Source organism: Marinimicrobium locisalis (assembly GCF_039822625.1).
Lineage (GTDB): Bacteria > Pseudomonadota > Gammaproteobacteria > Pseudomonadales > Cellvibrionaceae > Marinimicrobium > Marinimicrobium locisalis.
Genome location: NZ_JBDLLG010000032.1, coordinates 1 through 13,436, shown reverse-complemented (window position 1 = coordinate 13,436; position 13,436 = coordinate 1). Strand labels below are relative to the sequence as shown.

The 13,436-nt window shown below is 59.5% G+C and carries 10 protein-coding genes; 2 read left to right on the top strand and 8 right to left on the bottom strand.

Features of this window, described 5'->3' with window-relative positions:
- The 8 genes from AAE514_RS17010 to AAE514_RS16975 form a co-directional block, all read right to left on the bottom strand.
- A complete protein-coding gene (locus AAE514_RS17010; RefSeq protein ID WP_347332759.1) occupies nt 1-1,491 on the bottom strand; it encodes a phospholipid carrier-dependent glycosyltransferase in 1,491 nt (496 codons plus the stop codon).
- Between the two features lie 136 nt (nt 1,492-1,627).
- On the bottom strand, nt 1,628-2,182 hold the full coding sequence (gene msrB / locus AAE514_RS17005; protein ID WP_347332758.1) for a peptide-methionine (R)-S-oxide reductase MsrB: 555 nt from the start codon (nt 2,180-2,182) through the stop codon (nt 1,628-1,630).
- Between the two features lies 1 nt (nt 2,183).
- Nucleotides 2,184-6,203, bottom strand: coding sequence for a YhdP family protein (locus AAE514_RS17000; protein WP_347332757.1), 4,020 nt, complete (start codon nt 6,201-6,203; stop codon nt 2,184-2,186).
- Between the two features lie 75 nt (nt 6,204-6,278).
- Complete coding sequence (gene rng / locus AAE514_RS16995; protein ID WP_347332756.1) at nt 6,279-7,745, bottom strand: ribonuclease G; 1,467 nt, start codon at nt 7,743-7,745, stop codon at nt 6,279-6,281.
- Nucleotides 7,742-8,404: a Maf family protein gene (locus tag AAE514_RS16990; RefSeq protein WP_347332755.1), complete on the bottom strand. Its 663-nt coding sequence runs from the start codon at nt 8,402-8,404 to the stop codon at nt 7,742-7,744. The genes rng and AAE514_RS16990 overlap by 4 nt, the downstream gene beginning before the upstream one ends.
- 13 nt (nt 8,405-8,417) lie before the next feature.
- Nucleotides 8,418-8,909 (bottom strand): rod shape-determining protein MreD, encoded by a 492-nt coding sequence (gene mreD / locus AAE514_RS16985; RefSeq protein ID WP_347332754.1) that lies wholly within the window; start codon nt 8,907-8,909, stop codon nt 8,418-8,420.
- On the bottom strand, nt 8,902-9,822 hold the full coding sequence (gene mreC / locus AAE514_RS16980; protein ID WP_347332783.1) for a rod shape-determining protein MreC: 921 nt from the start codon (nt 9,820-9,822) through the stop codon (nt 8,902-8,904). Before mreC ends, mreD begins: the two co-directional genes overlap by 8 nt.
- Before the next feature lie 55 nt (nt 9,823-9,877).
- Nucleotides 9,878-10,912, bottom strand: a complete 1,035-nt coding sequence (locus tag AAE514_RS16975; protein ID WP_347332753.1) for a rod shape-determining protein — start codon at nt 10,910-10,912, stop codon at nt 9,878-9,880.
- A 643-nt stretch (nt 10,913-11,555) separates the two neighbouring features.
- Between AAE514_RS16975 and gatC the strand changes: the two genes are divergently transcribed.
- Both gatC and gatA read left to right on the top strand, forming a co-directional pair.
- The gene (gene gatC, locus AAE514_RS16970) at nt 11,556-11,843 is read left to right on the top strand and encodes an Asp-tRNA(Asn)/Glu-tRNA(Gln) amidotransferase subunit GatC (protein WP_347332752.1); all 288 of its coding nucleotides are present in this window, start codon (nt 11,556-11,558) and stop codon (nt 11,841-11,843) included.
- A 60-nt stretch (nt 11,844-11,903) separates the two neighbouring features.
- Nucleotides 11,904-13,358 carry an Asp-tRNA(Asn)/Glu-tRNA(Gln) amidotransferase subunit GatA gene (gene gatA, locus AAE514_RS16965; protein WP_347332751.1) on the top strand — a complete coding sequence of 485 codons (1,455 nt, stop codon included), beginning with the start codon at nt 11,904-11,906 and terminating at the stop codon, nt 13,356-13,358.
- The last annotated feature ends 78 nt before the right edge of the window (nt 13,359-13,436 follow it).

The window sequence follows — 13,436 nt, the reverse complement described above, 5'->3', positions numbered from 1 at the left end:
TTATCGCACCACGTTCATTTGCCAGAGTTCAAACCAGTTACGGGCCTCGAACTGGTCCTCGTTGATGGGCAAGCCATAGGAGAAGGGCGAGAACCACGCGAAAACGCCAATCACCAGCAGGACGAATACCCCGAGGTTAATCATGGTGTGCCGACGGTTGGCCATAACATCATCCCGGAAAATATAGGTGAACACCATGGCGAGATTGAGCATGCCAAAGACCAGCGGCACCAAATAGTGGTAAAGATACATCACCCGGTCAATTTGCAGGATTGCCGTCATATAGCTGACATAGAGGGTGGTAAAGGCCAGCACCCAGTAAAACTGGCGGTTGTCTTTCACCGGGTTGCCGTACACAAAACGGCTTATAATCAACCCAATGGACAGTACAATGCCTGCCGCCACCGAAAACCAGACAATGGGGTTAGCGATGATTTGTATGTACCTGACCTTTACTTCACCGTTGACGGTGTTTTTGTCCCAGCGATAGTTGATGCTCTTATTGCCCAGAGGCCAGCCAATGGCGTAACTGCCGTTCTCACCCGGTTTACAGATATCCAGGCTAGCGACACCGTCCGAGTACTCAAGCATGTATCGCACATTGTCCAAAAAGCCGTGGTAGAAAGCCGTCGGGCTGTGACTGCGGCCGGCTCTGACTTCTTCGAGGTACTCCTCTGAGGCCTTGTAAGTATTGTTCCCGACAATATTCTCCCCCAGGGCAATGTGCACATAAAGGATGCTGGCAAAGACGGCGATAATGGGCAGCACCGCCGAGGGCACCGTGGTGGCGAGGCGCTGTAGCATGGCCTTCCAGCGCCACGCTTTGATGTTTTCCCACTGGTCCACGCCCCACACCATCACGAACAGCAGTAACAGTACTGCCCCATTGAGCTTGACCGATACCACCAGGCCCACTAGCACCCCCAGCCAGGCGTACTGGGGCAAACGCAACGGTTTCCCGCGAGTGAGAATGTGCACAAAATAGTAGAGCGCCGCGAGAATAAAAAACAGCTGAATACCTTCCAGCATGGCCGCTCTGGAATGAACGACCAGAGCATTATCAAATATCAGCAACGCGCTGAACCCCGCCGCCACCCAAGTGCGACGGGTAATTCGCCAGACAATGCCATAGAAAAACAGCACCGACAGAGCCATAAGGAAGGTGGAGGCAAACCGAAACCCGGTAAAGCTCATGCCCTCGGGCACATCGGAACCGTCAAGGTAGTCGGTCTGATTAAGGGCTCGCTTATCGAGATCCTCATTGCCGCCGAACAGCGCCTCGCCGGCCCCAATCAGCAACTTGCCCAACGGGGGGTGCAGCTCCATGAACAGGGTACCGTCAATGTACTTCTGCCCGGAGGTGATATGGTAATTTTCGTCCCAGAACATCGCTTTGGGAGAGCCATAGTTTACGCCGTACACCAACAGTGAGACCAGGAGTACTAACGCAGGCACCCAAAAACGTCGGGTTTGAGCAATGGATTGCAACATGATCTTCGTATTATGGTTATTGAGCCCAGATGAAAGAGCGCGCAGTCTAGGCCCCAGGGGTTCGCAGGTCTGCGAACATTATCACAATCCGGTGGGAAACTGGAATCGCCCGTGTGGGAACGGGGCTCGCTCGCGCTTAATCGCTCTGGCGCGAGCGGGACTCCCACTGCTCCCGAGGCACAAAGTCCAGGGCCAGGGAATTGATGCAATAGCGCAGACCGGTGGGCTCGGGACCGTCTTCGAAGACATGGCCGAGGTGCTCACCACAGGCGGAAACTACTTCCACCCGGCGGTAGCCGTACCAAGTGTAGTCGTCTTCCAGGCGAATGTTTTCTTCATCGAGTACTTCCCAGAAGCTCGGCCAGCCGGTACCGGATTTGTACTTATGGCGCGAATCAAAGACCGGAATGCGGCAACCAGCGGTGACGTAGACCCCGTCCCGCTGGTTCTCCAACAGTTCTCCGGTAAACGCCCGCTCGGTGCCCTTTTCCCATAAAATCTCATACTCCTCTTCGCTCAGCAGCTGCCGCCAAGTGGCCTCATCAATCCGATCGAGATGTTCGCGCGCCTCGATCCAAGCCTTAGCCTGCGCCACATCGGACTGACCGAGCACGGGCAAGGCCAGCAGGAGCAGCAGTCCCAGAGCGAGGGGCAGAAAGTCAATCCACCACGGGAAATCACGCTGTCGCATTTCAGGGCCCCTCTCTCATTTCGGATGAAGCCGACGGCTCCCGGCTCCGCAAACCGTCTCTACCTTCAAACATTCGATCAAACTTGATAACTGGATCATCCCAGTCCCCCTCAATGGTGTAACTAATGCTGGTGGCCTGGTCCACCTGCTTTTCAAACAGCTTGCTCACCAGGAATACGCCAGCGGCGGCGGGCAGACCCGCCGCCACGGCAGTGAGAAAGGTTAAATTCCCCGCCACCGGCAGCGTCGCGACCAGGCGGGTATCCACGGTTTCAGCCACCAAGTCAGCACTGCCGGACAGCTGCAGGCGGCTCGATGGGCTGCGCACCTGTACCGGCTCACTGAAAACCACCCGCCCCCGATCCAGTGTCAGTTGCCCCTGGATACTGTCATAGGCCAGGCCACTTTGGTAAAGATCAGAGAAATCCAGGCGCAGCCGGCGTGCCAGGGAATCGAAATTAAGCACCGCAAAGAGCCTCAACAGCCCGTCGCTGCCGGAGGCCGGATTGCGCTTAAAGCGGCCGGAGAGAACCTCGAAATCCACCGTCCCTGTCAAGGTCTTCCAGTCGATCGCCTGGGGCGACCCGGGCCACCGCAAATTGAGCTGATGGCTGGCCGACTCGCTTTCGAGTAAATCGGGCTGACCGAACTGTTGCATAACCTGTGACAGGTCACCGGCCGAGACCCGCGCCTGCAGGCGCGTATGCTCCTCCGCGCCGTCGCCGAAATACCACTGAAGACGGGCTCCCCGATCACCGCGGCCGGCCACGCTCAGGCCGCGAATGTTGCCTACAAGCCCGGCAATACGGACGTTGTTGGATTCAGGGCGAAGTTGAAAGCGCCAGTTACCGTAGTCCTCCCCCCCTAGGGTCAACTGAGCGATGGAAACGTTCGCCGTGGGCAGTTGGGAGGGGTCAAAGCCGTCGAAGGCGCTTTCCTCTAGGCGCCTCGCGAGGTTCGCGGTCAGTTCCCCGGTCGCCCCCACAGAGGCACTCCCCCCAGCGGCTGGAAGCACTGATTTCGGCAAGGTGACCCGCTCCAGGGTGACCTCCAGCGGCTGCTCCGGCACCCATTCGAGCTGTCCAGAAAGCTGTGCATTATTAAAACCAAGCCGCCACCCTTCCTCCATGGAAATCAGGTTCAGTTTCAAGTGCTCCAGTGTTAAGGGGCCCAGTTGATGCTGAGCCAACTCGATATCCGCCCGTACTGGCAGGGCAGCCACTGTGCTTAAGGCACCGCCCTCTTCGGAGGTAGAGCCCATGGCCCGGTACTGCTCAATAAACTCGCGCCAGGCTTGAAGGTCCAATTGCCGCAGCCGTCCCGCCAGCCGAATACTGGGTTCGGCAGGTAACTCGGGTTCTATTCCCAACCCGATACTCAGCCGCTGCAGGGAGTTTTGTTCCCGCTCCAACTGGGCGAACCCTTGCAGCCGTTCGCCGTAGTGCATTTCAGCCAAGGCGGTCAGGCGCCCGAGAACCAGGTTAAAGCGCAGGGTTTGATTCTCGGAGGCGCTTTTGCCAAAGGGCTCGGGCAAGTCCACCGCTATGCCTTTTAAATCGCTCTCCAGCGCCAGCGTTGCCAAACGTTGATCCTGTTGCGGATCGGGATCTACGGGGTGGTAAAGCGACAGCTGGCTGGTAAACCCGGTCGTCCCCTCCATCAGGCGCAGGGCCGGTTTACCCGTCCAGTCCGCCAGCCGTTCCCCGGAGACGCGACCGGAAAAGTTAACCTCGGTTCTCGGCACACCGTCTTCGGTCCGGCTGGCCACTTTCAGGTTCAGGGGCTCCCCGAATAGCTGGCCTTCAATACCCGAACTGCTAAGACCTTCGCCAAGGCGGTAGTTAAGGGGACCAGTCAGGTCCCGTAAGGTTAGCCCCAGGTTACCAAAGGTCAACCGCGGCAGATTCAACTCCAGGGCCACATCCTGACGGCCCCCGGGGGCCCCCTCCTCAAGGGGGACCGCCAGGTCGAGGTCGGCCTTTACCGTCCCCTTTGAGCTCCACTGGTCCATGTTGTCATCGACGTAGCGGCGCAAATAGCCTTCCCGGAGCAAGCGCAGGCCATCGCTGGCCAGGGCCTCGACTTCACCGTCGATATTGAGCAGCAGCCCCTGACCCGAGGGATTTTTACCCACGTGGATGCGGGCACCGGAAATCTGGCTATTGTAGAGCCGGGCTTGGTCGACCTGGGCTTTGACCTCGTTATCATTAAGCACCAACTGGCCGCTGAGGTCGCTGAGTGAAGGCCAGTCCGGGTGGTAGCGCAGCTCTGCCCCGACCATATCCAGGGCCAATTGATAGCTGCGCGAGAGCGGCTTCTCCGGCCGGTTTAATGTACCTCGGAATACAAAGTGCGCGTTGGCCGCCCGGCCGGGGTTGCTTTCCCCAAGGCTGCGTTCCAGCCACTGTCGCAGCGAGTCGGGTACGACCTTGGGGAGGTATTTGCGATAGGCACTGGCATTAAAATCTTCACCATGAATATCCAAATAGAGGTCAATATCGCCGGTGTTTCGCTTCCAGGGTAAGGACAGCCACATGGAGCCGCGCGCCTGCTCTCCCGCCCCGCGCAAATGCAGAGGACCACTGTTGACGTAAATCTGGTTCTGCTCGGGCCTTAGGTGCCAAGCTACCTGGCCGCGGGCGGATTGGTAGTGCATGGGTTCGGCGTATGCCTTCGCAAAGTACATGCTGAAGCCGTTGCGGCTGTCCAGGTCTAAATGGCCTCCCTTTGCACTCGCCTGCACGAAGCCGTTGACGCCAGTAAGCCCGGGCACGCCTTGCCAGGGGTCCACGGCGACCTCTTCCAGCTCGGCACGCAACTGCCAGTCACCCGGCTCGCTCTGGGGCGCACTCAATTGCACCCGGCGCAAATGCCCTTGAGGATTGAGGGTGGAGAGAGCACTTTTTAACTTACCCTTTCCGAGCAACCCAAGCTGGTTGGCCAGCGAGCTCCAGTACGGGAGGTTGACGTGGTCCAGCTGCAGCTTGAGGGGCGCCCCGGCACCTTCGGCCGAGAGCGAGACCTGAAGGGGCTCCAAGTCCCGGTCGCGCCACTCGGCACTCAAATCACGAAAATCCAGACGCCACTGACCAGCGCGGGTCCACTCGCCGCTGACCCCGGCGCTCACCCGGTCCAGCGTGAGCGCTTCTACCGGCAATGCCACATCGTCCAGCGAGAGCTCTCCCACCCAGTGGTAGCCTCCACTTTCCTGGCTGGTGAACCACAGACGCGCGTTCATTTGCCCTTCCCGGTACCACTCCCGGTGTTCGCTCTCGCCAAAGAAAATACCGCCGATAGCCGTGAGGGGCTCCAGTGTGGGGAATTCACGCAGTTGCAAATAGCCCTCTGTCTGGAAACTGGCGGGCTCGCGGGGGTCACCCCGCCCTTCCACGACGGCAAACAGCGCCCGATCACGACCGTCAATGTCAATTTGGAGGGAAAGGCGATGAAAACCCTCCTGGTGTTCGAGCAACAGGTAGGGGGCCACAAACTGCTGTTGGTGGCCATTGGCAAAGGTCAGTTGGATACGGGCATCGAGCATTTCCACGCGCGTGCCCAGTTGGAATAACGTAAGTAGGTCATCCGGCGCAAGGGGCTCGGTGAGCTCCTCCTCGGTCAAATCCGGCAGGCCCCAGTAACCGTCTGCCCCCTGCGTAAGGGACAAACTTGGCCCCTGCAGTTCGACCTTGTCCCAGGCCAAGCGGCCCTGGGCCACGCTACTGAGCAGGTTGAGCCGCAGCAGCAGGCTTTCGGCCTCTAGCAGGCGGTGGCCGTCGGCGTCATCCACCACCAACTGGTGCAAGCGCAGCGTGGGGGTTAGATCTTCCCAGTGAGCCTCCAGGCCGTCAACGGCCACTGACAACCCCAGCTGTTGGGAAAGGTAGTCTGTCAACTCCTGATCGTAGCGTTCCAGCAGAGGAAAAAGGCTTCGACCAGCCTGCACCACGACCGCTAGCGTGATCAGCACGACGGCGCAAAGAATGTAAAACTTCTTCAGTAGGTACGCTAACACCGAAACCATAACCTGAGGGTTTCCTCAAACCGGCCGCGCAAAACACCCGGCAGCCCCGGGTACCACCACCCGCCGAGCCGGATATCAGACCAGCACAATATCGTACTGTTCCTGGGTAAAGAGGCTTTCTACCTGGAACTCGATGGTGCGGCCAATGAATGCTTCAAGGTCCGCCACATAGGCGGCATCCTCATCCAACAGGCGGTCCACCACCAGTTGCGAAGCCAGCACCAGAAATTTGTCGTTATCATAAGCGCGCGCCTCCCTCAGAATCTCGCGAAAGATCTCGTAGCACACCGTTTCCGCCGATTTTATCTGCCCGCTCCCGGAACACAGCGGACAGGGCTCACACAACATCTGCCCGAGGGACTCGCGAGTGCGCTTGCGAGTCATCTCTACCAAGCCCAGGTCCGAAACACCGGTGATGTTGGTTTTGGCGTGATCCTTCTCCAGCGCTTTTTCCAGCGTGCGCAGCACTTGGCGCTCGTGCTCGGGGTCCTTCATATCGATAAAATCGAGGATTATGATGCCGCCGAGGTTGCGCAGGCGCAATTGTCGCACAATGGCGCTGGCCGCCTCCATATTGGTCTTGAAAATTGTCTCTTCCAGATTGCGCCGTCCCACAAACGCGCCGGTGTTGACGTCGACGGTGGTCATGGCCTCGGTCTGCTCGATAATCAGGTATCCGTTGGATTTGAGCGGCACCCGGGTATCCAATGCCCGGGCAATTTCGTCCTCCACCCCATATAAGTCGAGCAAGGGGCGTTCACCGCTGTAGCACTCAATCAGATTTTGCAGCTCGGGGTAGTAACCCGCGGAAAATTCACGCATCTGGGACCAACTCTGGCGTGAATCCACCCGGATTTTCTCGATCGGGGCCCGGGCCATGTCGCGCAGAGCACGTAAAAACAGGGGCATGTCCGTATGAATAGCGCTGGGGACAGCGGCCTGAGTAGAGCGATCCTCAAAGTCGGTCCAGAGCTTTTGCAGAAAATCGATATCGTTGCGCAACTCCTCCGCCCCGACGCCTTCGGCCACCGTGCGCAAAATAAAGCCACCACCGACACCGGCTTCGTGCGCGAGCAATTCCACCAGCTCGCGCAGACGCTGGCGCTCGGCATCGTCGTCGATGCGGGTGGAAACGCCGATATGGGCGCTGTTGGGCATGTATACCAAATAACGGGAAGAGAGGCTGAGGTTGGTGGTCAGACGGGCGCCCTTAGTACCAATCGGCTCCTTGCTGACCTGCACCAGTATGGTCTGGCCCTCACGGACCAGAGAGCGGATGTCCGGTGTTTCTCCCCGGCGCCCCTCCTCTTCCACCGAGTCGGTCATATCCGAGGCATGGATGAAAGCAGTGCGAGCCAGACCGATCTCGACAAAGGCGGCCTGCATGCCCGGCAGGACACGGACCACTTTACCTTTGTAAATATTGCCCACATAGCCTTTGTTGTGGCTGCGCTCGATGTGCAACTCCTGCACTACGCCGTTTTCCACCAGTGCCACGCGGGTTTCCACGGGGGAGACATTGACCAGCAGTTCTTCGCTCATTGGTCCGCCCCTGTTGAAGTGTGGCGAGGTGGCTGGCCGGTAACCCTTTGTTCTTGAGCCGTGCGTGGGTTTGCCCCCCACCAGGGAAGGTCAAACTGGTTCAGCAATTCGGCGGTTTGCGCCAGCGGCAAGCCCACCACGGCGCTATAGCTACCTTCGATACGCTCGACAAACACGCCGCCCAGCCCCTGAATGCCGTAACCGCCGGCTTTATCCTGAGGCTCCCCGCTGGCCCAATACGCCTTCATCTCGGCGTCAGTCAGGGCCCGAAAGAAGACGTGGGTGCGGACCAAAACGCTGCGCTCACGCTCACCGTCACAGAGTGCAACGGCCGTCATGACCTCGTGAGCCCTGCCGGACATCAGGCCCCACATGGTGAGGGCATGCTCCCGATCCAAGGGCTTTTCCAACACCTGCCCCTGACAGACGCCAATGGTGTCCGACCCCAGCACCGGAGCCGGCGGCAAACGGTGTTCGCGTACGTGAGCCCAGCCGGCCCGAGCTTTATCCAGCGCAAGGCGGTTCACGTAAGCCTCGGGGGATTCATCCGCAGCGCGTTGCTCGGGGACTGAGAGCGCCAGGCACTCAAAGCTCACGCCGAGCTGTCTGAGTAACTCGCGTCGGCGTGGCGACTGTGAAGCCAGGTACAGATCCGTCATGCCAGTTTTCCGTTTATTGAATGCGATAACGGTGGCGCAGCGCCTCGAAGCCACGGAAGCAGAAGGGCCACAGCAGCGCGCTGGTGAGCGCGGGGTATAAAAACTGCAGACCGGAGACGTTTCCTCCGGTCAGGCTGTGGACCCAGTTGCCGGTCAACTGGGCGATACCCACCAATAAAAAGATCCAGCAGGCCTGCTGCCAAAGCGCATAGTTGCCGACTCGGCGGTAGGACTGTAAGGCGATGTAAGTAACGACCACCAATGCCAGGGCATGCTGGCCGAGCGGCGCCCCCTCCACGATATCCTGCGCCAACCCCAACAACCATACCAGGGTTAGGCTAGTGTGCTCGGGTAAGGTAAACACCCAGTAAAGGACGACCAGCAGCACGAACTCCGGGCGCCACCAGCGCCACTCCAGCGGTAAAGGGTAAACTGCCAGGGTCAGAGCGGCCAAGAGGGCCAGCAGAATTACCCAGCGGTTGTGCCCCCCGAAGAGCTCAATCATCGGTCGGTTCCCCGATGAGGCCAGCCTCCGGCACTACCTCGCTTTGGTTGTTAAGCTCGTCCCGCTCTTCGGACGGCTCCTTCCCTCCCTGCTGTTCTTGCTGCTCCTTGCCGAAGACCAGCAATAGGTGCCGACTGCGGTCGAGGCGGGCCATGGGCCGGGCAATTACCGTGGAAAAAGCCTGGCCGGGATCGCGCACAACTTTTTCAACTTCCGCCACGGGGTACCCTACCGGGAAGCGCTCTCCCAGCCCGGAACTGACGAGGGTGTCCCCCTCGCGAATGTCTGTGGTGTTCGATACGTGGCGCAAGCGCAAACGGTTAATGTGGCCAGTGCCTTCGGCAATGGCTCGCACCCCGTTGCGATTGACCTGGACGGGAAGCGCATGATTGCTATCGGTGATAAGCAGAACTCGGCTGCTACCAGGAGTCACTTCAACCACCTGCCCCATCAGCCCGAAGGCATCAAGCACCGGCTGGCCGTCATAAACGCCGTCGGAGCGGCCTTTGTTGATCACCACCGAGTGGCTCAGGGGGTTGGGCGATACGCCCACCAGCTCAGCGACCAGGACGTTGTCCTGGAGCATATCACTAGAGCCGAGCAGGCGCCTAAGCCGCACGTTTTCCGCCGCCAGAGCGGCCATTTGCTGGAGTTTACGCTGGAGGATCAGCAGCTCGGATTTGAGCGCTTCGTTTTCTTCCTGAAGCGCTTGGCGGGAGGTGAAGGTATCATCTCCCCACTCTCCGATGCGCTCGGGAATATTGGTGACCCAGTAGAAAGGCTCGGCAATGACCCCCAGCTTGGAACGCACCGGGTCCAACCAATCAGTGTACAAACTGACAAGAATGAGCCCAACCGCGGCGATGCTAAAAAACAACGCGCGTGAGGCAACCGCCGGGCCTTTGGTAAACAGCGTTTTGATAACACCCTCTCCCGCTCAGTGTCGCTTGCTCACCTTGAGCGCCCCATCAGGAAGACAGCAAGTCAATATTCCGCTTATCCATCATCTCCATCGCCAGACCACCGCCGCGGGCCACACACGTCAGCGGATCCTCCGCCACGATAAAGGGCAGACCGGTCTCGTTGGACAGCAAACGGTCGATATCCCGCAACAGCGCACCACCACCGGTCAGTACCACGCCGCTCTCGGCGATGTCCGCCGCCAGCTCCGGCGGAGACTGTTCGAGCGCGCTTTTGACCGACTGCACGATGCCGGCCAGCGGCTCTTGCAGGGCTTCCAAAATTTCGTCGCTGTTAAGGGTAAAGCTGCGAGGCACCCCTTCGGCCAGATTGCGACCACGGACATCGATTTCCCGCACTTCGCTGCCAGCGAAGGCGCAGCCGACCTCCTGCTTAATACGCTCGGCAGTCGCATCGCCAATGACGCTGCCATAGTGACGGCGGACGTAGTTAACGATGGCCTCATCGAAACGGTCGCCGCCAATGCGCACCGAATCGGAGTAAACCACGCCGTTGAGGGAAATGACGGCAATTTCGGTGGTACCACCGCCGATATCCACCACCATGGAACCACTGGCTTCGGAGACCTTCAGGCCAGCGCCAATCGCGGCCGCCATGGGCTCTTCAATCAACCGAACCTCACGCGCGCCTGCACCCATGGCCGACTCGCGAATTGCACGTTTCTCTACCTCGGTGGACAGGCAAGGTACGCTGATCAATACCCGGGGGCTGGGCTGAAACCAGCTGGTTTCGTGTACTTTCTTGATAAAGTGCTGAAGCATCTTCTCTGTGACCTGGAAGTCGGCTATGACGCCGTCTTTAAGCGGCCGAATGGCAGTGATGTTGCCAGGGGTACGGCCCAGCATACGCTTGGCTTCGGTACCCACGGCTTCAACAATTTTATGCCCGTTGTGATGGCGAATGGCCACCACGGATGGCTCATCCAGTACAATGCCCCGGCCGCGCACGTAAATCAGCGTGTTGGCTGTGCCGAGGTCAATGGAAAGATCGTTGGAAAAGGCTCCACGGAGGTGTTTTAACATTGGTTCACGCAACCTTAGGTATACATATTGTTCTGTCTTGCACGGCGCCATGGCGACGCCCTGCCTCGAAATGCTGTTGGCAGCTCCAACGGTCTGCCGTATGACTGACGCCCCCGGGCGAGCGATAGCATTCCGGAAAGCGACAGCGACCGCCGAGGCGGCCGGTTGGACCGACACCTCGGCGAGGAATTCACTATTGGCCTAAAATCAAGCCTTTCAGACAGTTTACACGAGGCGGAACCGCTTTGCCCGAGGCGGCTGCTTGCCTTTATAGCCAAGGCGGCTAATAACTGTTAATCAGGGCGACTTGGCGGACCTTGCGTAACCCTCGCTGTGGGCATTTATTCCGCCTCCGCTGTGGGCCCTTATTCCGTTTCCGCTGTGGGCACTTGTCCCGCCTCCGCTGTGGGCACTTATTCCGCCTCCGCTGTGGGCACTTGTCCACCCCGCTGTAGGCGCTTCTCCCCATACAGACCCGAAGCGTCGGCGCAGATGCTGGCACTCTATCAACGGCGGGGATTTAGGGCAAGGCGCAAATGTGATAACTTTAGCCGCTTAATGAACAAACGCGAACTTTTGGACCTTTTTGAGCACCGGTTGCGCACATTTTGAACCGGAGCCATTACCGACCTGGAGCACTCTGATGGCTATCGCCTCTTCCGACATCGCCAAACTGGCGCATTTGGCGCGCATTGCTGTTTCTGACGATGAAGTCGGTCAAGTGACCGAGCGCATCTCCGACGTGCTGGCCCTCGTGGACCAATTACAAGCCGTCGACACCGAGGGCGTCAAGCCCATGGCCCACCCCCTGGATGCCACCCAACGCCTTCGCGCCGACCAAGTCACCGAGCCCAATGAGCGCGAGCATTTCCAGGCGATTGCCCCGGCCACCGAAGACGGCCTCTATCTAGTGCCGCGTGTTATTGAATAACTCGCCCAGGCACCGTCGCACCATCCGCCACCGAATTTTGATTTGAGGATAGCAACCGCAATGCATCAGCACACCATTGCCCAACTGGTTCAAGGGCTGCGCGACCGCGAATACTCCAGCGTCGAGCTGACCCGCCACTACCTGGACCGGGTCAAGCGCCTGGATGGCACCTATAACAGCTTTATTACCGTCACCGAAGAGCGGGCCCTGGCCCAGGCGGAAAAAGCCGATGAACGTCTGGCCCAAGGCAGCGCCCCGGCCCTGTGCGGCGTCCCCATCGCCCATAAAGACATTTTTTGCACCCTGGGCGTGCGCACCAGCTGTGGCTCCAAAATGCTGGACAACTTTATTGCCCCTTACAACGCCACCATAGTGGAAAACTACGAAGCCGCTGGCGCGGTCATGCTGGGCAAAACCAACATGGATGAGTTCGCCATGGGCTCCTCCAACGAAACCAGCTTCTACGGCCCGGTAAAAAACCCCTGGGACACCGGCTGTGTGCCGGGCGGCTCCTCCGGCGGCTCGGCGGCTTCCGTCGCCGCCCACTTGGCACCGGCGGCCACCGCCAGCGACACCGGCGGCTCCATCCGCCAACCGGCCGCCTTGTGTGGCCTGACCGGCCTCAAGCCCACCTATGGGCGCGTCAGCCGCTGGGGCATGATCGCCTTCGCCTCCAGCCTCGACCAGGCAGGCACCCTGACCCGCACCGCCGCCGACTCGGCCCTGATGCTCAACGCCATGGCCAGTTTCGACCCGAAAGACTCCACCTGCGTGGACCAACCTCTGGAAGACTATACCGCCCAGTTGGACCAACCTCTGGACGGCCTGAAAATCGGCATCCCCAAAGAATACTTTGGCGACGGCCTGCACAGCGACACTGCCGCTCGGGTACAGGAAGCGATTAAAATCTACGAAAGCCTGGGCGCCACCACCCACGACATCAGCCTGCCGCACACCCACCTGGCGGTACCGGCCTACTACGTCATCGCCCCGGCCGAATGCTCGGCCAACCTGTCCCGCTTCGACGGCGTGCGCTACGGCCACCGGTGCGACAACCCCACCGACCTGCACGACCTCTACGAGCGCTCAAGAAGCGAAGGCTTCGGCGAAGAAGTCAAACGCCGTATCCTGGTCGGCACCTACGCCCTGTCCGCCGGCTACTACGACGCCTACTACAACAAAGCCCAACAGGTCCGCCGGCTGATCAAACAAGACTTCGTCGACGCCTTCGACAAAGTCGACGTCATCCTCGGCCCCACCTCCCCGTCCCCGGCCTTCGCCTTCGGCGCCAAGACTCAGGACCCGGTGGCCATGTACCTGGAAGACATCTACACCATCGCCACCAACCTGGCCGGCCTGCCGGGGTTGTCGATTCCGTGTGGGTTGGTTGAGGAAAAACCGGTGGGATTGCAGTTGATTGGCAATTACTTTGCCGAGGGGCGGTTGTTGAACGTCGCGCACCAGTTTCAGTTGGCGACCGACTTCCATGAGAAGTGTGCGCCGGGGATTGATTAAGCCCGCAAGATTCACGTAGGGCGATGAGATGGTCTCCTCCCCTCTTTAACCGGCATCGCGATGTGCCAAGATAGGGAA

Coding starts and splice junctions, on each gene's coding strand:
- AAE514_RS17010 (WP_347332759.1), bottom strand. CDS start 1,491: ATGTTGCAATCCATTGCTCAAACCCGACGTTTTTGGGTGCCTGCGTTA.
- msrB (WP_347332758.1), bottom strand. CDS start 2,182: ATGCGACAGCGTGATTTCCCGTGGTGGATTGACTTTCTGCCCCTCGCT.
- AAE514_RS17000 (WP_347332757.1), bottom strand. CDS start 6,203: ATGGTTTCGGTGTTAGCGTACCTACTGAAGAAGTTTTACATTCTTTGC.
- rng (WP_347332756.1), bottom strand. CDS start 7,745: ATGAGCGAAGAACTGCTGGTCAATGTCTCCCCCGTGGAAACCCGCGTG.
- AAE514_RS16990 (WP_347332755.1), bottom strand. CDS start 8,404: ATGACGGATCTGTACCTGGCTTCACAGTCGCCACGCCGACGCGAGTTA.
- mreD (WP_347332754.1), bottom strand. CDS start 8,909: ATGATTGAGCTCTTCGGGGGGCACAACCGCTGGGTAATTCTGCTGGCC.
- AAE514_RS16975 (WP_347332753.1), bottom strand. CDS start 10,912: ATGTTAAAACACCTCCGTGGAGCCTTTTCCAACGATCTTTCCATTGAC.
- gatC (WP_347332752.1), top strand. CDS start 11,556: ATGGCTATCGCCTCTTCCGACATCGCCAAACTGGCGCATTTGGCGCGC.
- gatA (WP_347332751.1), top strand. CDS start 11,904: ATGCATCAGCACACCATTGCCCAACTGGTTCAAGGGCTGCGCGACCGC.